Source organism: Mycobacterium sp. SMC-21, from assembly GCF_045310825.1.
Lineage (GTDB): Bacteria > Actinomycetota > Actinomycetes > Mycobacteriales > Mycobacteriaceae > Mycobacterium.
In genome coordinates this window covers 1-17875 of the sequence record NZ_JBJIAO010000048.1, presented here as the reverse complement: position 1 = coordinate 17875, position 17875 = coordinate 1, and the positions used below count along the sequence as shown (strand labels likewise).

Annotated in this window: 13 protein-coding genes; 11 read left to right on the top strand and 2 right to left on the bottom strand. The window is 67.5% G+C overall.

What is annotated here, in order from left to right; translation table 11 throughout:
- Window positions 1–7: 7 nt before the first annotated feature.
- From ACJH6H_RS26810 to ACJH6H_RS26800, 3 genes are read left to right on the top strand one after another with little or no spacing between them, the layout of a single operon-like run.
- Window positions 8–2746: a molybdopterin-dependent oxidoreductase gene (locus ACJH6H_RS26810; RefSeq protein ID WP_212812020.1), complete on the top strand. Its 2739-nt coding sequence runs from the start codon at window positions 8–10 to the stop codon at window positions 2744–2746.
- On the top strand, window positions 2743–3225 hold the full coding sequence (locus ACJH6H_RS26805; protein WP_212812019.1) for a nucleoside deaminase: 483 nt from the start codon (window positions 2743–2745) through the stop codon (window positions 3223–3225). The genes ACJH6H_RS26810 and ACJH6H_RS26805 overlap by 4 nt, the downstream gene beginning before the upstream one ends.
- Window positions 3226–3227: 2 nt before the next feature.
- Complete coding sequence (locus tag ACJH6H_RS26800; RefSeq protein ID WP_212814864.1) at window positions 3228–4367, top strand: XdhC family protein; 1140 nt, start codon at window positions 3228–3230, stop codon at window positions 4365–4367.
- Here ACJH6H_RS26800 and ACJH6H_RS26795 read toward each other — a convergent pair.
- Window positions 4310–4861 (bottom strand): NTP transferase domain-containing protein, encoded by a 552-nt coding sequence (locus ACJH6H_RS26795; protein ID WP_406776159.1) that lies wholly within the window; start codon window positions 4859–4861, stop codon window positions 4310–4312. The two genes, ACJH6H_RS26800 and ACJH6H_RS26795, sit on opposite strands and share 58 nt — an antisense overlap.
- Before the next feature lie 92 nt (window positions 4862–4953).
- On the opposite strand from ACJH6H_RS26795, the gene ACJH6H_RS26790 reads away from it, so the two are divergent.
- Genes ACJH6H_RS26790 through ACJH6H_RS26775 form a run of 4 tightly spaced genes read left to right on the top strand, consistent with a single transcriptional unit; the run spans window position 4954 to window position 9112 of the window.
- On the top strand, window positions 4954–5505 hold the full coding sequence (locus ACJH6H_RS26790) for a nucleoside deaminase (protein ID WP_406776158.1): 552 nt from the start codon (window positions 4954–4956) through the stop codon (window positions 5503–5505).
- Between the two features lie 20 nt (window positions 5506–5525).
- The gene (gene mshC / locus ACJH6H_RS26785; protein WP_406776157.1) at window positions 5526–6776 is read left to right on the top strand and encodes a cysteine--1-D-myo-inosityl 2-amino-2-deoxy-alpha-D-glucopyranoside ligase; all 1251 of its coding nucleotides are present in this window, start codon (window positions 5526–5528) and stop codon (window positions 6774–6776) included.
- A 30-nt stretch (window positions 6777–6806) separates the two neighbouring features.
- The gene (locus ACJH6H_RS26780) at window positions 6807–7682 is read left to right on the top strand and encodes an SDR family oxidoreductase (RefSeq protein ID WP_406776156.1); all 876 of its coding nucleotides are present in this window, start codon (window positions 6807–6809) and stop codon (window positions 7680–7682) included.
- The gene (locus ACJH6H_RS26775) at window positions 7679–9112 is read left to right on the top strand and encodes a DUF1254 domain-containing protein (protein ID WP_406776155.1); all 1434 of its coding nucleotides are present in this window, start codon (window positions 7679–7681) and stop codon (window positions 9110–9112) included. The genes ACJH6H_RS26780 and ACJH6H_RS26775 overlap by 4 nt, the downstream gene beginning before the upstream one ends.
- Window positions 9113–9277: 165 nt before the next feature.
- On the opposite strand, the gene ACJH6H_RS26770 is transcribed toward ACJH6H_RS26775, so the two are convergent.
- Window positions 9278–10135, bottom strand: coding sequence for a PAC2 family protein (locus ACJH6H_RS26770; protein WP_406776168.1), 858 nt, complete (start codon window positions 10133–10135; stop codon window positions 9278–9280).
- Between the two features lie 264 nt (window positions 10136–10399).
- On the opposite strand from ACJH6H_RS26770, the gene metH reads away from it, so the two are divergent.
- The 4 genes from metH to ACJH6H_RS26750 all read left to right on the top strand — a co-directional run bounded on the left by metH (window position 10400) and on the right by ACJH6H_RS26750 (window position 17574).
- The gene (metH, locus tag ACJH6H_RS26765; protein ID WP_406776154.1) at window positions 10400–14164 is read left to right on the top strand and encodes a methionine synthase; all 3765 of its coding nucleotides are present in this window, start codon (window positions 10400–10402) and stop codon (window positions 14162–14164) included.
- Window positions 14165–14169: 5 nt separating this feature from the next.
- Window positions 14170–14835: an HAD family phosphatase gene (locus ACJH6H_RS26760; RefSeq protein WP_212812014.1), complete on the top strand. Its 666-nt coding sequence runs from the start codon at window positions 14170–14172 to the stop codon at window positions 14833–14835.
- 78 nt (window positions 14836–14913) lie between these two features.
- Window positions 14914–16368, top strand: coding sequence for a sugar porter family MFS transporter (locus ACJH6H_RS26755; RefSeq protein WP_212812013.1), 1455 nt, complete (start codon window positions 14914–14916; stop codon window positions 16366–16368).
- A gap of 222 nt (window positions 16369–16590) precedes the next feature.
- Complete coding sequence (locus ACJH6H_RS26750) at window positions 16591–17574, top strand: hypothetical protein (RefSeq protein WP_212812012.1); 984 nt, start codon at window positions 16591–16593, stop codon at window positions 17572–17574.
- Window positions 17575–17875 lie beyond the last annotated feature (301 nt).

The following is a 17875-nucleotide window of genomic DNA, read 5'->3' as shown; positions in this document are numbered from 1 at the left end:
TGTGCGTATGAGATTTGATGTCAACGGCACGACCGTCGAAGCCGATGCTCGCCCGGGGCAGTGCTTGCGAACCCTGCTCCGGGAGACCGGGAACCTCGACGTCAAGAGGGGATGCGACGCCGGCGACTGCGGAGCGTGTGCGGTCATCCTCGACGGCGTGCCGGTGCACTCCTGCATTTACCCCGCCGCCCGGGTGGGCGGCCGCGCGGTCACCACGGTTGCCGGGCTTGCCGACGGCGATGACCTCCATCCGGTGCAGCGTGCGTTCTGCGACAACTTCGCCTTCCAGTGCGGCTTCTGCACTGCCGGAATGATCGTCACCGCCGCCACCCTCGAGCCTGACGACCTCGGTGATCTCGACCGCCGGATGAAGGGCAACCTGTGTCGTTGCACCGGCTACCGCCCGATTCGCGAGGCGATCCATGCGGCCGTCGCGGGCAGTGGCGACGGCGTGGCCGTTGCGGGTCCGGCCATCGGACAGTCACTGCGGCCGCCCGCCGGCCGACGGATCGTCACCGGGTGCGAGCCCTTCACGTTCGACATCGACGTGCCCGGGCTGCTGCATCTCGCGGTGCTGCGGTCACCCCATGCGCACGCCCGGATCCTGGCGATCGATACCGCGGCCGCCGAGCAGGTGCCCGGGGTCGAACTGATCCTCACGCACCTCAATGTCGCGACGCCGCGCTTTTCCACTGCGCGCCACGAGATCCGGACCGACGACCCGGACGACACCCTTGTGTTCGACCCGGTCGTCCGCTTCATCGGACAACGGGTCGCGGCGGTGGTCGCCGACACGCCCGCGGCCGCGCAGGACGCGGCACGCCGCATCGTGGTCGAGTACGAGCTGCTGCCCGGGGTGTTCGATCCGGAGGCCGCGAGGTCGGCGGGCGCGCCGCTGCTGCATCCGGACCGGACGCTCGAAGACGGCGTCGCCGACGCGTCGCGCAACGTGATCGCGGCGATGCATGAGGGTTTCGGCGGCGACATTGACGAGGCCCTGGCGGACGCCGATGTGACGGTCGGCGGTACGTGGCGGACCGCGCGGGTAACGCACGCGCAGCTGGAGGCCCACGGCACCATCGGCTGGTTGGACGACGACGGCCGGCTCACCCTGCGCACCAGCTCACAGGTTCCGTTTCTGGTTCGCAAGGAACTGTGCCTCCTGCTCGGCCTGCCCGAGGACCGGCTGCGCGTATACACCGCGCGTGTCGGGGGCGGTTTCGGCGGCAAGCAGGAGATGTTCACCGAAGACCTCGTCGCGGTCGCCGTGTTGCGCACCGGGCGGCCGGTCGCGTACGAAATGTCGCGGACCGATGAGCTCACCGCAACCGCCCATCGCCATCCCATGCGTGTCGACGTCACCCTCGGCGCCCGCTCCGACGGCACGTTGACCGCAATGAAGCTGGCCGTGCTGAGCGACGGCGGCGCCTACGGAAACCACTCGCCGGGCGTCATGTTCCACGGCTGCGCGGAGTCGATTTCGGTCTATCGATGCCCCGTCAAGCGGGTCGACGCCGAGGCCGTCTACACCAACAACCCGCCGTCGGGCGCGTTCCGCGGGTACGGGCTCGGCCAGGTGATCTTCGCCATCGAGAGCGCACTCGATGAGCTGGCGCTGCAACTGGGTATCGACCCGTTCACCATTCGTCGCACCAACATGGTGCGCGACGGCGACGACTTGTTGATCGCCCATCCCGAACCCGAACCGGACCTGATCTACGGCAGCTACGGCCTTGACCAGTGCCTCGACCTGGTCGAGCGGGCCCTGGCCGGTGCCGACGGCGAGAGCGCCCCGACGGGAGCTCAATGGCGGACAGGTGAGGGCATCGCATTGTCGGCGATCGCCACCATGGCTCCGCGAGGCCATTTCTCCTCGGTCAACGTTCGGCTCACCCCGAGCGGGTGCTATGAGGTGGGCATCGGGACCGTGGAGTTCGGCAACGGAACCACGACGGTGCACACTCAGATCGCCGCTACCGCGCTCGCCACCACACCGGAGCGGATCACGCTGCGCAACGGCGATACCGATGCCGCCGACTACGACACGGGAGCCTTCGCCTCGGCGGGGACCACGGTCGCGGGCAAGGCGTTGTACGCCGCGGCGTCGAGCATGCGCGAGCTGATTCTGGAGACGGTCCTTCAGCTGACCGGCGAAGTCGGCGCGCTGAGTGAACACGGCGTCGAGACCGCCACCGGGTTGGTGCCCTTCGCCGACGTCATCGCCGCTACGCCGGCGCAGCATCGGGTGGGCGACGGCATCCAGACGACCGGAGCCGAAACGGGTGAACTGCGTTCGATCGCGTTCAACGTGCAGGGATTTCGGGTCGCGGTCAATACCGAGACCGGGACGGTCAAGATTCTGCAGTCGGTGCACGCCGCCGACGCGGGCACCGTCGTCAATCCGGCGCAGTGCCGGGGGCAGGTTGAAGGCGGAGTCGCCCAGGGCATCGGGTCGGCGCTCTACGAAGAGATCGTGATCGACGAATCGGGCCGGGTATCGACGCCCACATTCCGCCTGTACCGGGTGCCCCAGATGGCCGACATTCCGGCGACGACAGCGTTGTTCGCCGAGACCGCCGACAACCTCGGTCCGTACGGCGCGAAATCGATGAGCGAATCCCCGTACAACCCGGTGGCGCCCGCTCTGGCCAACGCGATCCGCCGCGCCCTCGGTGTGCGTCCATACGAACTCCCCATGTCGAGGGACCGGGTCTGGCGGCTGGCGCAGGAAGGAAAACCACAATGAACGCTTTCACGGGTACCGATCCGAAGTGGCTCGGCGTCGCGATCGATCTGGCAACGGCCAATGTCGAAGCCGGCGGCGGGCCGTTCGGTGCGGTGGTTGTCGGCGCCGGTGAGCTGGTCTCCACTGGGCAGAACCGGGTGACGCAGAACCTTGATCCGACCGCACACGCCGAGGTCATGGCGATCCGGGCCGCTTGCGAGCGGGTCGGGAACTTCAGCCTTGCGGGGCACACGCTCTACTCGTCGTGCGAACCCTGCCCGCTGTGTCTGTCCGCGGCTTTGTGGGCCAGGGTCGATCGGATCGTGTTCGCGGCGGACCGCCACGACGCGGCCGTCGGCGGATTCGATGACCGGGCTTTCTACGAGTTGTTCGACAAGCCTCGGGCGCATTGGGAAGTCCCCGTCCAGCAGCACCGTTTGGACCGGTCGTTCCTGCCGTTCGAGACGTGGATCGGCAACAGCGCCCGGGTTCAGTACTGATCATGGACGTCATCGAGGACCTGGTGGCCCGCGCCCGGCTCGGTGAGTCGGTGGCACTGTGCACGGTGGTCGCGGCCAGCGGATCCACGCCGCGCGGGCCGGGTACGTCGATGCTCGTGACGGGCGACGGCTGCGTTGTCGGCTCCATCAGCGGTGGTTGCGTAGAGAGCGCGGTGTACGAGCTGGCGCTTGAGGTGCTGGCCTCGGGCGAGCCGAGGCTCGTCAGCTACGGCGCCGGTGACGAGTCGGTGTTCGCCGTCGGTCTGTTGTGCGGCGGAACCATCGATGTGTTCGTCGAGCGCGTCGGCCCGTCGAACGTCACCGAATTCGAGTTCGCGGTGAAAGTCGTCGATCGCGGGCAGACCGCTGTTCTGGCCACGCTCATCAGCTCTACGGTGCCGGCTCCGCTCCGTAGCGGCGCCCACCTGGTGGTCGCCGACCGGTCGGTGAAGGGCAGCCTCGGCGTCGGCGCGCTGGACGACGCCGTCGTCCGCGCCGCGGACTCGTTGACCACCAGCTGGACGCTGAGCGGCCCCGACGACGACGTCGTCTTCGCGCGCGTGCTGACGCCCAAACCGCGGATGATCGTCTTCGGCGCGACCGACTTCGTCGCCGCTGTCGCGCATGCGGCGGCATTCACCGGCTACCGCGTGACGGTGTGCGATGCGCGAGCGGTGTTCGCCACGAAAGACCGGTTCCCGATGGCTGACGAGGTTGTCGTGGACTGGCCCGATCGCTACCTCAGGCAGCAGGTCGATGCCGGGCTGATCGATGCCCGCACCGCGATCTGCGTTCTGACGCACGACGACCGCTTCGACGTGCCGCTACTCGAGGTCGCCCTGGCGTTGCCCGAGATCGGATTCGTCGGCGCCATGGGCTCGCGCAGAACCCATGACGAACGGGTGGCACGGCTGCGCGAGCGGGGGATCGACGACAGTCAATTGGCCCGGCTGTCTTCTCCGATCGGACTGGATCTGGGCGGCCGAACGCCCGAGGAGATCGCGATCGCGATCATGGCGGAGATCATCAGCCGGCGGGAAGGTGGAACAGGTCTACCGCTGCGGGACCTCGACGGCGATGTTCATCAGCGGGCCGGTGTGTCCGTATCTTCACCCGTCGCCAGATCCTCGCAGGGAACATGAAGCACGCCAACGCCGTTCAGGTATTCCTGTGCGCCGCGGTCGCCGCGAGCACTCGCACTGACCAGGTCCCAGTGACTGCGGCCGATGACGACGGGATGCCCAGGCGTGCCGGAGTAGGTCGCCCTGGCGAGCCGGTCCCGATCCGCAAGAGCACACAGGCGCGCGACGACGCCGGGCCCGACATCCGGCAGATCCACGAGATGAATCAGCGCGGCCTCACCGTCGATCGTCGTGAGTCCTGCCCGCAACGATGCCGCGATGCCTTCCTCCCAATCCGTCGCCACGATGGTCGACGCCGTGTCGGGCACGAGCGCCGCGGCGCGTTCGTATTCGGCGCCGAGAGCGACGGCAACAGAGGCGCAACCACCCGAGAACAACACGTCGACGGCACGCTCAATTGCACCGGGCACCAACGCTTTCGGCATGCCGAACCGGCGACCCGCGCCCGCGGCCAACAACAGCCCGGCGACCCGCGGCTGATCAGGCGGCCTCATCGTGCGGACGATACCGGCCCCGGCACAACCACTCGCTCCGAAAACCACCGATGAGGAGTAATCAGATGGAGCTCGTCCCGCGACTGCTCGACGTGATCGAGTCCGACATCCTTCCGCTGACCGCACAGGGCGTTGCCGCGGGCAACAAGGTCTTCGGGGCCGCGCTGCTGCGCAAAACGGACCTGTCGCTGGTGCTGGCGGGGACCAACGCGGAAACGCGTAATCCGCTCTTTCACGGCGAGATCAACACAATCAATCAGTTCTACGAGATCGAAAATCGCCCGGCGACGCGTGACCTGCTGTTCCTGAGCACGCACGAGCCCTGCACCCTGTGCATGTCGGCCATCACCTGGGCCGGTTTCGACAACTACTACTACCTGTTCAGCCACGAGGATTCGCGCGACAGCTTCGCGATTCCGCATGATCTGCGAATCCTCAAAGAACTGTTCGGTCTTGACCCGGGCGGCTATCGACGCAGCAACGCGTTCTGGACCGCCCGGGGGATTCGCGAACTCGCCGATGCTGAGCCGGAGCCACGTCGCGGCGACCTGCACGCGCGCATCGCGCGGATTGCGCAGCGGTATCAAGAACTCTCGGAGGAGTATCAGGAGTCGAAGCCGGGCAGCGGCATTCCACTGAGTTGACGACGGCTAAAGTCGACGTCATGCGATCGTGGCTGGCGCCCAGCGTCCCGAGCCTGCCGGGCCGACCGAAACAGGCCGGTCCCGAACTCCGGCTCTATGACACCGCCGACCGTCAGGTCCGCCCGGTCTCGGCGGGCCCGAAGGCCACCATGTACGTCTGCGGGATCACGCCGTACGACGCCACCCACCTGGGGCACGCGGCCACCTATCTGACGTTCGATCTGGTGCACCGGTACTGGCTCGACGCCGGCCACGAGGTCCACTACGTACAGAACGTCACCGACGTCGACGACCCGCTGTTCGAGCGGGCCGCGCGCGACGGCATCGACTGGCGCGCCCTCGGTGACCGGGAGACCGAACTGTTCCGGGAGGACATGGCGGCGCTGCGGGTGCTCCCGCCGCACGATTACGTCGGCGCCATCGAATCCATCTCCGAGGTCGTCGAACTCGTCGAGAAGCTGCTGGCCTCCGGCGCGGCGTACGTCATCGACGATGCCGAGTACCCCGACGTCTATTTCCGGGCCGACGCCACCACCCAGTTCGGCTACGAGTCCGGCTACGACCGCGACACCATGCTGGCGCTGTTCGGTGAGCGCGGCGGCGACCCTGACCGGCCCGGGAAGGCCAGCCAGCTGGACGCCCTGCTGTGGCGGGTGCAGCGGCCGGGCGAGCCGAGCTGGCCGTCGCCGTTCGGCGCGGGCCGGCCGGGCTGGCACATCGAGTGCGCCGCCATCGCGCTGAACCGCGTCGGGCCGGGCCTGGACATCCAGGGCGGTGGCAGCGACCTGACCTTCCCACACCACGAGTTCTCGGCCGCGCACGCCGAATCGGTAACGGGGGAGCGGCGTTTCGCCCGTCACTACGTGCACGGCGGCATGATCGGCTGGGACGGCCACAAGATGAGCAAGAGCCGCGGCAACCTGGTGCTGGTGTCGCAGTTGCGCGCCGACGGTGTCGACCCGGGCGCCATCCGGCTCGGGCTGATGGCCGGGCACTACCGCGCCGACCGCTTCTGGAGCCCCGAGGTCCTCAGCACCGCCCAGGTGCGGTTGCAGCGCTGGCGAGCGGCCACCGCACTGCCCGCCGGGCCCGATGCCACCGATCTGCTCGCCCGGGTGCGCCGGTACCTGGCCGACGATCTCGACACTCCGAAAGTCCTTGCCGCCCTTGATGGCTGGTCGACGGACGCGCTCGAGTACGGGGGTCACGACGCCGCCGCGCCGCGGTTGGTGGCCGACACGGTCGACGCGCTGCTCGGGGTGACCCTCTAGTCACTTCGCCGTGAGGGTAGTTTTCCGACCATGTCTTCTGTGTACGGAAAAGTCGTCTTCATCACCGGTGGTGCTGCGGGGGTCGGGGCCGAGGTGGCCCGCCGGTTGCACCGCAAGGGCGCCAAGCTGGTGCTGACCGACGTCGACGCGGCGGCGCTCGACGCCACCGCCGCCACGCTCGGTGACGATGTCCTGACCGTGGTCGCCGACGTCCGTGATCTCTCGTCGATGCAGGCCGCCGCCGATGCGGCTGTCGAGCGCTTCGGCGGTATCGACGTGGTGATGGCGAACGCCGGTATCGCGACCTACGGTTCGGTGCTGCAGGTCGATCCCGAGGCCTTCAAGCGGCTGCTCGACATCAACGTCCTCGGCGTGTTCCACACCGTGCGTGCCACGCTGCCGTCGGTGATCGACCGCCGCGGCTACGTGCTGATCGTGTCGTCGCTCGCCGCCTACACCGCGGCGCCCGGCCTCGCGCCGTACAACGCCTCCAAGGCCGCCGTCGAGCACTTCGCCAACGCGCTGCGCCTCGAGGTCGGCTACCGCGGCGTCGACGTCGGCTCGGCGCACATGTCCTGGATCGACACCGCCATGGTGCGCGACACCAAGTCCGACCTGTCGACGTTCGCCGAGATGCTGACGAAGCTGCCGTGGCCCATCAGCAAGACCACGTCGGTCGACAAGTGCGGCGAGGCGTTCGTCGCCGGTATCGAGGGCCGCAAGACGCGGGTGAACTGCCCCGGCTGGGTCGGCGCGCTGCGCTGGCTGCGGCCGCTGCTGGCGACGCGTATCGGGGAAGTGCCGGTGGCCAAGTTCGTGCCCGATCTGCTGCCCCGCATGGACGCCGAGGTGGTCGCGCTGGGCCGCTCGTCGAGCGCGCACACCGAGCAGCTCGACAAGGGATGACGGTGCGGGTCGGTCTGGCGCGGCTCGGTCTCGTCGCGCTGCTGCTGGCGGCGACGGGGTGTTCCGGGCATGATTCGCCGGGGCCGTCGGCCCCGCAGTCTCCGCCCACCCCCGAGCAGGTGCGGGCCATCGCGAAATCCGCGTACACGTACGGGTTTCCGATGGTCGACAACTACCGGATTCAGTACTCGTACTTCGCCGACAAGACCGGACCCGAGTACAAGGGCGGCTGGAACCAGATCCACAACGTCGCCCGTGTCTTCACGCCCGAGGACAAGGCGATCCAGACGCCAAACTCGGACACCCCGTACTCGTTCCTGGGTGCCGATCTGCGGGCCGAGCCACTGGTGCTGAGCGTGCCGGAAGTCGAGCCGGGTCGCTACTACTCGCTGCAGTTCATCGACGGCTACACCTACAACATCGCGTATGTCGGCAGCCGTGCCACCGGCAACGGCGCGGGCAATTACCTTCTGGCGGGGCCGAATTGGCACGGTGCGACGCCGCCGGGCGTCGAACGGGTGATCCGCAGCTCGACCGACCTGGCGTTCGTGCTGTACCGCACGCAGCTGTTCGGACCGACAGACATCGAGAACGTCAAGAAGATCCAGGCCGGGTACCAGGTGACGCCGCTGTCGGCATTCCAGAAGCAGCCGCCCCCGCCACCGGCGCCGCCCATCGACTTCGTCGCCCCGCTGTCGGCGCAGGACGAGCGCACCTCACCGAAGTTCTTCGAAATCCTCAACTTCGCAATGAAGTTCGCGCCGGCGCAGCCGGCCGAGGAGGTCATGCGTCAGCGCTTCGCCACCATCGGCATCGGACCCGACGGCACCTTCCGCGCGGACCGGCTGACGCCCGAGAACCGCAAGGCGGTCGAAGCCGGCATGGCGGATGCCTGGGCGGCGTTCGAGACCTTCAAGAAGGACAAGTTCGACACCGGCGAGGTGACGTCGGCGCAATTGTTCGGCACCGCAACGGATCTCAAGGGCAATTACCTGTACCGCATGGCCGGCGCGGTGCTCGGGATCTACGGCAACACCGCGGCCGAGGCGATCTACCCCGGAAGTGCGAACGACAGCACCGGAGCACCGCTCACCGGCGCCAACAACTACACGCTGCGGTTCGCTCCGGGCCAGCTGCCGCCGGTCAACGCCTTCTGGTCGGTGACCATGTACGAGATGCCGCAGAGCCTACTGGTGGCCAACCCCATCAACCGCTACCTGATCAACTCGGCGATGCTGCCCACCCTGGTCGAAGCCCCCGACGGCGGCATCACGCTGAACCTGCAGAACAAGTCGCCCGGACCGGCCCGCGAAGCCAACTGGCTGCCGGCCCCGACCGGCCCGTTCGTCATCGCGTTACGCCTGTACTGGCCCAAACCGGAAGCGCTCGACGGCACCTGGAAGGCCCCCAAGCCCGTGAAGGTGCCTTAGTTCTCTTTCCCGCGAGCGGCCGTGTTTGTGCACGACACACCGGGTGATCGCGTACAAAAGGGGGCAGCTCGTCGCCCACGAGCGGCCGCAAGCTGCTCGCTGGAACCCGCGTGTCGGTGTACAAACAGGGCCACTCGCGGATAGGGGACTACGCGGGCTGGGGAACTAACGGCCCCGGCGCTTCAGGTACCGCTCGAACTCCGCGGCCAGCGCGTCGCCGTCGATCTTGCCGAGCGCCTCGTTCATGTCGACCTCGGCGTCGCCGCGTTCTTCGAGGGACTGCACGTATTCGGCGATCTCCTCGTCGTCGGCCGTCATCTCGGTGACCGACTGCTCCCACTCCTCGGCCTGCGCCGGCAGGTCGCCGAGCGGCACCTCGACGTCGAGGGCGTCCTCGACGCGACGCAGCAGCGCGACGGTGGCTTTAGGGCACGGGGGCTGCGACACGTAGTGCGGTACCGCCGCCCAGAACGTGACGGCGGGGATGCCGGCCTGCACGCAGGCGTCCTGGAAGACACCGGCGATGCCGGTCGGCCCCTCGTAGCGGGTCTCCTCGAGCCCGAAGAACTTGGCCGAATCGGCCGAGTACGCCGCGCCGGACACCGGCACCGGGCGGGTGTGCGGGGTGTCGGCGAGCAGCGCGCCCAGGATGACGACGGTCTGCACGTTGAGTTTGTCCAGGATCGCCAGCAGCTCGGCGCAGAAGGTGCGCCAGCGCATGTTCGGTTCGACGCCGTGCATCAACACCACGTCGCGGTCCGAACCGGGCGGACGGCAGTGGGAGATGCTCATCGACGGCCACACCAGTTCGCGCGTGACGCCGTCGACCTGGCGGATGACGGGGCGATTCACCTGGTAGTCGTAGTAGCTCTCGTCGTCGATCTCGACGAGGTTGCGGGCCTCCCACATGGCATCGAGGTGCTCGAGGGCGTCACTGGCGGCGTCTCCGGCGTCATTCCATCCCTCGAACGCCGCGACGACGACGGCATCGTGCAGTTCGGGCAGGTCAAGTCCCTGGGGCAGGGGCCGGTCGGACGGGCTCACAACGCCAGCGTAAGCCCTTCGCGGCGCCCGCGAGCGCTACCCCTGGGCGGGTCGGGCCGGCAAACCGGTTTGGTGGCTCCACCTACCATGGTGAGGTGACTGCACTGGACAAACGACTGTCCAACGTGGGCGTCCGAACGTCTGTCAGCTGACGACGTAGACTCTTTGGCGTCGAGAGGCGTTGCAACGGATCCGGGTTTCCGGTGTCCGCCACGCTCGGCAGAGTTAAGGACGCCTTCCGCAATGGAAGGAACGTATGTGACTGCCGCCCCGGTGAAAACCTTCGTGCCGAACATCCGCCCGGACTGCACCGATGAACTCACGGCTGCGCTGGGCCGGCGGATCATGGTCATCGACGGCGCGATGGGCACGGCGATCCAGCGTGACCGGCCCGACGAGGCCGGCTACCGCGGCGAGCGCTTCAAGGACTGGCCGAGCGATCTGGTCGGCAACAACGATCTGCTCACCCTGACGCAGCCGCACATCATCGAGGGCATCCACCGCGAGTACCTCGAGGCGGGCGCCGACATCCTCGAGACCAACACGTTCAACGCGAACGCGGTCTCGCTCGCCGACTACGGCATGGAGGAATTCGCCTACGAGCTGAACTACGCCGGCGCCGCCCTGGCCCGTCAGGCCGCCGACGAATTCAGTACCCCGGAGAAGCCGCGCTACGTCGCCGGCGCCCTCGGGCCGACGACGCGCACCGCGTCGATCTCGCCCGACGTCAACGATCCGGGAGCCCGCAACGTCTCCTACGACCAGCTGGTCGCCGCGTACCTCGAAGCCGCCAATGGCCTCGTCGACGGCGGCTCCGACATCCTGATCATCGAGACGATCTTCGACTCGCTCAACGCCAAGGCCGCGGTGTTCGCCGTCGAGACGCTGTTCGAGGAACGGGGCCGTCGCTGGCCGTTGATCATCTCCGGCACCATCACCGACGCGTCGGGCCGCACGTTGTCCGGTCAGGTCACCGAGGCGTTCTGGAATGCGATCCGGCACGCCAAGCCGCTCGCGGTCGGCCTCAACTGCGCCCTCGGCGCGCCCGAGATGCGGCCGTACATCGCCGAGGTGGCGCGCATCGCCGACACCTTCGTCTCCTGCTACCCAAATGCGGGTCTACCCAACGCTTTTGGCGAGTATGACGAGTCCCCGGAGCGTCAGGCCGGCTACATCGAGGAGTTCGCCGAGGCCGGTCTGGTCAACCTGGTCGGCGGGTGCTGCGGCACCGCGCCGCCGCACATCGCCGAGATCGCCAAGGTCGTCGAGGGCAAGGCGCCCCGCGAGCTGCCGGAGATCCCGGTGGCGACCCGGCTGTCAGGGCTCGAGCCGCTCAACATCACCGAAGACTCCCTCTTCGTGAACATCGGTGAGCGCACCAACATCACCGGTTCCGCCCGGTTCCGCAACCTCATCAAGGCCGAGGACTACGACACCGCGCTGTCGGTCGCGCTGCAGCAGGTCGAGGTCGGTGCGCAGGTCATCGACATCAACATGGACGAGGGCATGATCGACGGCGTTGCCGCGATGGACCGCTTCACCAAGCTGATCGCGGCCGAGCCCGACATCAGCCGCGTGCCGGTGATGATCGACTCCTCCAAGTGGGAGGTCATCGAGGCGGGCCTGAAGAACGTGCAGGGCAAGCCGATCGTCAACTCGATCTCCATGAAGGAGGGCGAGGAGAAGTTCATCCGCGAGGCGCGGCTGTGCCGTAAGTACGGCGCGGCCGTCGTCGTGATGGCCTTCGACGAGCAGGGCCAGGCCGACAACCTGGAGCGCCGCAAGGAGATTTGTGGACGCGCGTACCGGATTCTGACCGAGGAGGTCGGCTTCCCGGCCGAGGACATCATCTTCGACCCGAACTGCTTCGCGCTGGCAACCGGTATCGAGGAGCACGCGACCTACGGCATCGACTTCATCGAGGCCTGCGCGTGGATCAAGGAGAACCTGCCCGGGGTCCACATCTCGGGCGGCATCTCGAACGTGTCGTTCTCGTTCCGCGGTAACAATCCGGTCCGCGAGGCAATCCACGCGGTGTTCCTGTTCCACGCCATCAAGGCGGGCCTGGACATGGGCATCGTCAACGCCGGCGCTCTGGTGCCGTACGACGAGATCGACCCCGAGCTGCGGGACCGCATCGAAGACGTCGTGCTGAACCGGCGGGAGGACGCGGCCGAGCGGCTGCTGGAGATCGCCGAACGGTTCAACACCAAGGGCAAGGAAGAGGACCCGGTCGCGGCGCAGTGGCGCAGCCTGCCGGTCCGCGAGCGCATCACGCACGCCCTCGTCAAGGGCATCGACGCCCACGTCGACGACGACACCGAGGAACTGCGCGCCGAGATCGCCGCCGCCGGCGGGCGGCCCATCGAGGTGATCGAGGGCCCGCTGATGGACGGCATGAACGTCGTCGGCGACCTGTTCGGGGCCGGCAAGATGTTCCTGCCCCAGGTCGTGAAATCGGCCCGCGTGATGAAGAAAGCCGTGGCGTACCTGTTGCCGTTCATCGAGGCGGAGAAAGAGCAGAACGGAACCGCAGCGGCGAAGGACACCAACGGCACCATCGTGATGGCGACCGTCAAGGGCGACGTCCACGACATCGGCAAGAACATCGTCGGAGTTGTGCTGCAGTGCAACAACTTCGAAGTGATCGACCTCGGTGTGATGGTGCCGGCCCAGAAGATCCTGGACGCCGCCAAGGCGCACAACGCCGACATCATCGGCCTGTCCGGCCTGATCACGCCGTCGCTCGACGAGATGGTGAACTTCGCCGTCGAGATGGAGCGCGAGGGCCTGGAGATTCCGCTGCTGATCGGTGGCGCGACGACGTCGCGCGCCCACACCGCCGTGAAGATCTCGCCGCGCCGCAGCGGTCCCGTGGTCTGGGTCAAGGACGCGTCCCGCTCGGTCCCCGTCGCGGCGGCGCTGCTCGACGACAAGCAGCGTCCGGCCCTGATGGAGGCCACGGAGAAGGACTACGCGGCCCTTCGGGAACGGCACTCGCAGAAGAACGAGCGGCCCATGCTGACGCTCGAGAAGGCGCGTGCCAACCGCACGCCCATCGAGTGGGACGGCTACACGCCGCCGGTGCCCGCTGGCGGGACGGGAGTACGAGAATTTCTCGACTACGACCTGGCCGAGCTGCGCGAGTACATCGACTGGCAGCCGTTCTTCAACGCCTGGGAGATGAAGGGCAAGTTCCCCGACATCCTCAACAACCCGGCGTCGGGCGAGGCTGCCCGCAAGTTGTACGACGACGCCCAGGAGATGCTCGACACCCTGATCAAGGAGAAGTGGCTGCGCGCCAACGGCGTCATCGGGTTCTTCCCGGCCAACGCCGTCGGCGACGACATCGAGGTCTACACCGACGAGACCCGCACCCAGGTGCTCACCACGCTGCACAACCTGCGCCAGCAGGGTGAGCACCGCGACGGCATCCCGAACAAGTCGCTCGGCGACTTCGTCGCGCCCAGGGACACTGGTCTGGCCGACTACGTCGGCGCCTTCGCGGTCACCGCGGGGCTCGGCAGCCAGGACAAGATCATGGAGTTCAAGGCCGCCCTCGACGACTACAGTGCCATCCTGCTGGAGTCGGTCGCCGACCGGCTGGCGGAGGCGTTCGCCGAGCGGATGCATCAGCGGGTCCGTGAGGAGTTCTGGGGATACCGGCCCGACGAGCAGCTCGACAACGAGGCGCTCATCGGGGAGAAGTACGTCGGCATCCGCCCGGCGCCCGGCTACCCGGCCTGCCCCGAGCACACCGAGAAGACGACGTTGTTCTCGCTGCTGGACGTCACCGAGCGGACCGGTATCGAGCTGACCGAGTCGATGGCGATGTGGCCCGGCGCCGCCGTCAGCGGCTGGTACTTCTCGCACCCGCAGTCGCAGTACTTCGTGGTCGGCCGCTTGGCCCAGGACCAGGTCGCCGACTACGCGCGGCGCAAGGGCTGGACCTTGAAGGAAGCCGAGCGCTGGCTCGCGCCCAACCTCGGCTACAACCCGGAGGACTGAAGTAGATGTTCAAAGCTGTCCTGTTCGACATGGACGGCACGCTCGTCGACTCCGAAAAGCTGTGGGACGTCGCGATGCATGCCTTTTACGCCGAAAAGGGCGGGGTGCTGACCGACGCCGTCCGGGAGACGACGGTGGGCGGCTCGGCGGAGAACGTCATGCGGATCGTTTACGACGACCTCGGCCTGGACCCGACGCCGGAGTCCATGGCCGAGTCCGCGGACTGGCTGCACGACTACACCGGTGAGCTGTTCGAGCAGGGGCTGCCCTGGCGGCCGGGCGCGCAGGAGTTGCTGGAGACGTTGGCCGCCAGCGACATTCCGCTGGCGCTGGTGACCAACACCCGGCGCACCTTGACCGAACAAGCACTGAAAACCATTGGTAGCCATTACTTCACGGTCACGGTCTGTGGCGACGAGGTGCCCGACGGTAAGCCACACCCGGCGCCGTACCTGCGGGCCGCTGCACTGCTCGGCGTTGCGGCGGAGGACTGCCTGGCCATCGAGGACTCGGTGACCGGTGCGCAGTCGGCCGATGCCGCGGGTTGCGTCGTGCTCGTCGTCCCCAACGATGTCGAGGTGCCCGACGGGCCACGCCGCCGGCACATCGAGTCGCTGGCCGGTCTCGGGGTCGCGGACCTTCGTGACATCTACACCGAAATGTGTTCGTAGCCGCCGGTTCTGGTCCTGTGGCGCGGCCTGCTGTGCAATTGTTGACGCACCCCACGCAGCGTTGCGAAAGGACGTCCGATGTCCCATGGCCCGATCGGTGACGACACAACGGCGATCTTCGATGACGAGGAGTTCGACTCCGGTCACAGTGCGGTGCGCATAGCGTCGGTGGCGGCGCTCGGCGGTCTGCTGTTCGGCTATGACAGCGCCGTCATCAACGGTGCGGTGAAATCCATCCAGCAGTACTTCGAGATCGACGACCAGTCGCTGGGAATTGCCGTCGCCTCGGCACTGCTCGGTGCGGCAGTCGGCGCCGTGACGGCCGGACGGCTGGCCGACCGGATCGGCCGCCTCTCCGTCATGAAGCTGGCCGCGCTGCTGTTTCTGATCAGCGCGATCGGTGCCGGGCTGGCGTGGAACATTTGGGTGCTCGTGGCGTTCCGGGTCGTCGGTGGTCTCGGCGTCGGCATCGCGTCGGTGATCGCGCCCGCCTACATCGCCGAAACCTCACCGGCGAGCATTCGAGGTCGGCTCGGGTCGTTACAGCAGTTGGCCATCGTCAGCGGCATCTTTCTGTCATTGGCTGTGGATGCGCTGCTGGCGCATCTGGCCGGTGGCGCGAGCAACATGCTGTGGCTGGGTCTGGAGGCCTGGCGCTGGATGTTCATCCTGATGGCCGTCCCCGCTACCGTGTACGGTCTGTTGGCCTTCACCATTCCCGAGTCGCCGCGTTATCTGGTTGCCACACACCGGATTCCGGAAGCGCGCAAGGTGCTCACCACGTTGCTGGGGGAGAAGAACCTCGAGATCACGATCGGTCGCATCCAGCAGACGCTCGAATCCGAGGAGAAGCCCACCTGGCGCGACATGTGCAAGCCCGGCGGCGGACCGCTGAGCCTCTACGGCATCGTCTGGGTCGGTTTGGCGCTGTCGGTGTTCCAGCAGTTCGTCGGTATCAACGTGATCTTCTACTACTCGAACGTGCTGTGGGAGGCCGTCGGTTTCAACGAGAGCTCGTCGTTCCTGATCACCGTCATCACCTCGGTGGTGAACATCCTGACGACGGTCATCGCGATCATGCTGATCGACAAGATCGGCCGCAAGCCGCTGCTGCTCATCGGCTCGGCCGGCATGACGCTGACGCTGGCCACCATGGCGGTCATCTTCGGTACCGCCCCGCAGGTGAACGGGGTGCCCCAGCTCAGCGGCGTCGAGGGGCCCGTTGCCCTCATCGCGGCGAACCTGTTCGTGGTCGCGTTCGGCATGTCGTGGGGTCCGGTGGTGTGGGTGCTGCTGGGCGAGATGTTCCCCAACCGCATCCGGGCCGCGGCGCTGGGTCTGGCCGCGGCCGGCCAGTGGGTCGCCAACTGGGCCATTACCGTCACCTTTCCCGAACTGCGCAGCATGCTCGGCGTCGCATACGGCTTCTACGCGCTGTGCGCGTTCCTGTCGCTGGTGTTCGTCGCCAAGTGGGTTCGCGAGACCAAAGGTGTTGCGCTGGAGGATATGCACGCCGAGTTGTTGGCAAAGTAAGGCCGCTGGGTGCCTGGCTGCAATGACTGGCTGATTTCCGCGACTGACTGAATTCAGCCGCGCGCCCCGGAATGTCCGTCAGATGGCTGATGCCCATCCGTATTGACGTGCGAGATAATTATCGGCGGTGAGCGTTGGTGCTGCCGTGGTTCTGACGCTCCTTCGTGGAAGGGGTGCGCAATGGTCAACGCCGGCTCTCGTTGTGTGGCTCGCCTGAACGGTGTGGCTCGTCTGAACGTCGGTGCCGCGGTGGCCACGGCCGCAATCGTGGTGATCGGCTTTGTGGGCGCGGCCCCGCCGGTGCGTGATTCGCATGTCGCCAGTGCCGTCCGGGTAGCGGCGGTGAATACGTCGAATATGTTGCTCGCAGCGCAATGGGCCGCGCTGGACCAATTCCTGGCCACCCACGCCGACTTTGTGGCGACCGCAGGGCGGGCCGAGGCCGATCGCAGCTTCGGTGCTGTAGCCGCGATAACGCCGACGACTGGATCCGTCACGGCGCCAACATCTATGGCGGGATCCAGCACGGCGCCAATGCCTCTGGCGGCGACGGCACTACCCGCTCCGCAGCCGGCCGGCGCCGTCGCCGTCATCGAGCAGGCGATCGTGTCCGCGCTGTCGACGGCGTTCCTGACGTTGGCCCAGCCGCTGGTCAGCACGCCCCAGCTGGCCGCGATCTTCGGCCCGTTCGTCTTCTTCGGCGTCATCCTGTACGGCTTGGTCGTGGGTGTGCCGCTCACAATTTTCAACTCCATCGCTGCCCCGATCCTCAACTTGTTGCCGTTCTCGGCGGTGCCTGCACCCGTCTCGGCGACGCCCACGCTGACTGCAGCCGTGTCGACCGGGCCCCTCGCGCCCACCGCACGCACCGTGACTGCCTCCGACCCGGTGACGCCATCTCCCAAGGCGACCCATAAGGGCCGGGCCTTGCCGATGTCGCGCACACCGAAGGGCGGGGTGGCGACTCCGGATGCGACCGGTGACGACGACGCGGCGGGGCAGCTCAGGTCGACGGCGCGGCAGTCGATGCCGCACGGGCCGGTGACTGCTGCCGGCCAATCCCACGATCGGAATGTCGGCGGCCAGGATGCCGGATCGCAGGCGGGCGTTCCGAAGGGCGCCGGTGAGGCGGGGGCATCGCCGTCGCGTAGCTCGAAGCTGGGCCACGGCAGCCGGCCGATTCGCGGTGACAAGGGCAACTCCTAGGCGCGGTTGAGGCTCGGCGTTGGCGTCGACGTAGGCGTCGGCGGCTCTCGGGCGTGGCGGCTCTTTTTCGGCCCGTAGCGCCGCGGCGCGTGCGGCACTGCCGTCGCGGCATGGGATGCCGTGGCGCGGTGCCCGATTAGCTTGCGGGCCTGTTTGTTTCACCGTCATCGTCTCCGCTCTCTGTCGGGTAGAGCGTCGGGTGGTGGTAGTGATTCGTCCGTGGCTGGCCGACGTCCAGTAGTGGTGGTGGGGTCCAGTGGGTTCTGCCGTGGGGGCCCATGGTGGTGGTCCAGCCGCCGGT

Excerpts from the sequence above, each read along its gene's own strand:
- ACJH6H_RS26810 (WP_212812020.1), top strand. The coding sequence starts at position 8 with ATGAGATTTGATGTCAACGGCACGACCGTCGAAGCCGATGCTCGCCCG.
- ACJH6H_RS26805 (WP_212812019.1), top strand. The coding sequence starts at position 2,743 with ATGAACGCTTTCACGGGTACCGATCCGAAGTGGCTCGGCGTCGCGATC.
- ACJH6H_RS26800 (WP_212814864.1), top strand. The coding sequence starts at position 3,228 with ATGGACGTCATCGAGGACCTGGTGGCCCGCGCCCGGCTCGGTGAGTCG.
- ACJH6H_RS26795 (WP_406776159.1), bottom strand. The coding sequence starts at position 4,861 with ATGAGGCCGCCTGATCAGCCGCGGGTCGCCGGGCTGTTGTTGGCCGCG.
- mshC (WP_406776157.1), top strand. The coding sequence starts at position 5,526 with ATGCGATCGTGGCTGGCGCCCAGCGTCCCGAGCCTGCCGGGCCGACCG.
- ACJH6H_RS26780 (WP_406776156.1), top strand. The coding sequence starts at position 6,807 with ATGTCTTCTGTGTACGGAAAAGTCGTCTTCATCACCGGTGGTGCTGCG.
- ACJH6H_RS26775 (WP_406776155.1), top strand. The coding sequence starts at position 7,679 with ATGACGGTGCGGGTCGGTCTGGCGCGGCTCGGTCTCGTCGCGCTGCTG.
- metH (WP_406776154.1), top strand. The coding sequence starts at position 10,400 with ATGGAAGGAACGTATGTGACTGCCGCCCCGGTGAAAACCTTCGTGCCG.
- ACJH6H_RS26760 (WP_212812014.1), top strand. The coding sequence starts at position 14,170 with ATGTTCAAAGCTGTCCTGTTCGACATGGACGGCACGCTCGTCGACTCC.
- ACJH6H_RS26755 (WP_212812013.1), top strand. The coding sequence starts at position 14,914 with ATGTCCCATGGCCCGATCGGTGACGACACAACGGCGATCTTCGATGAC.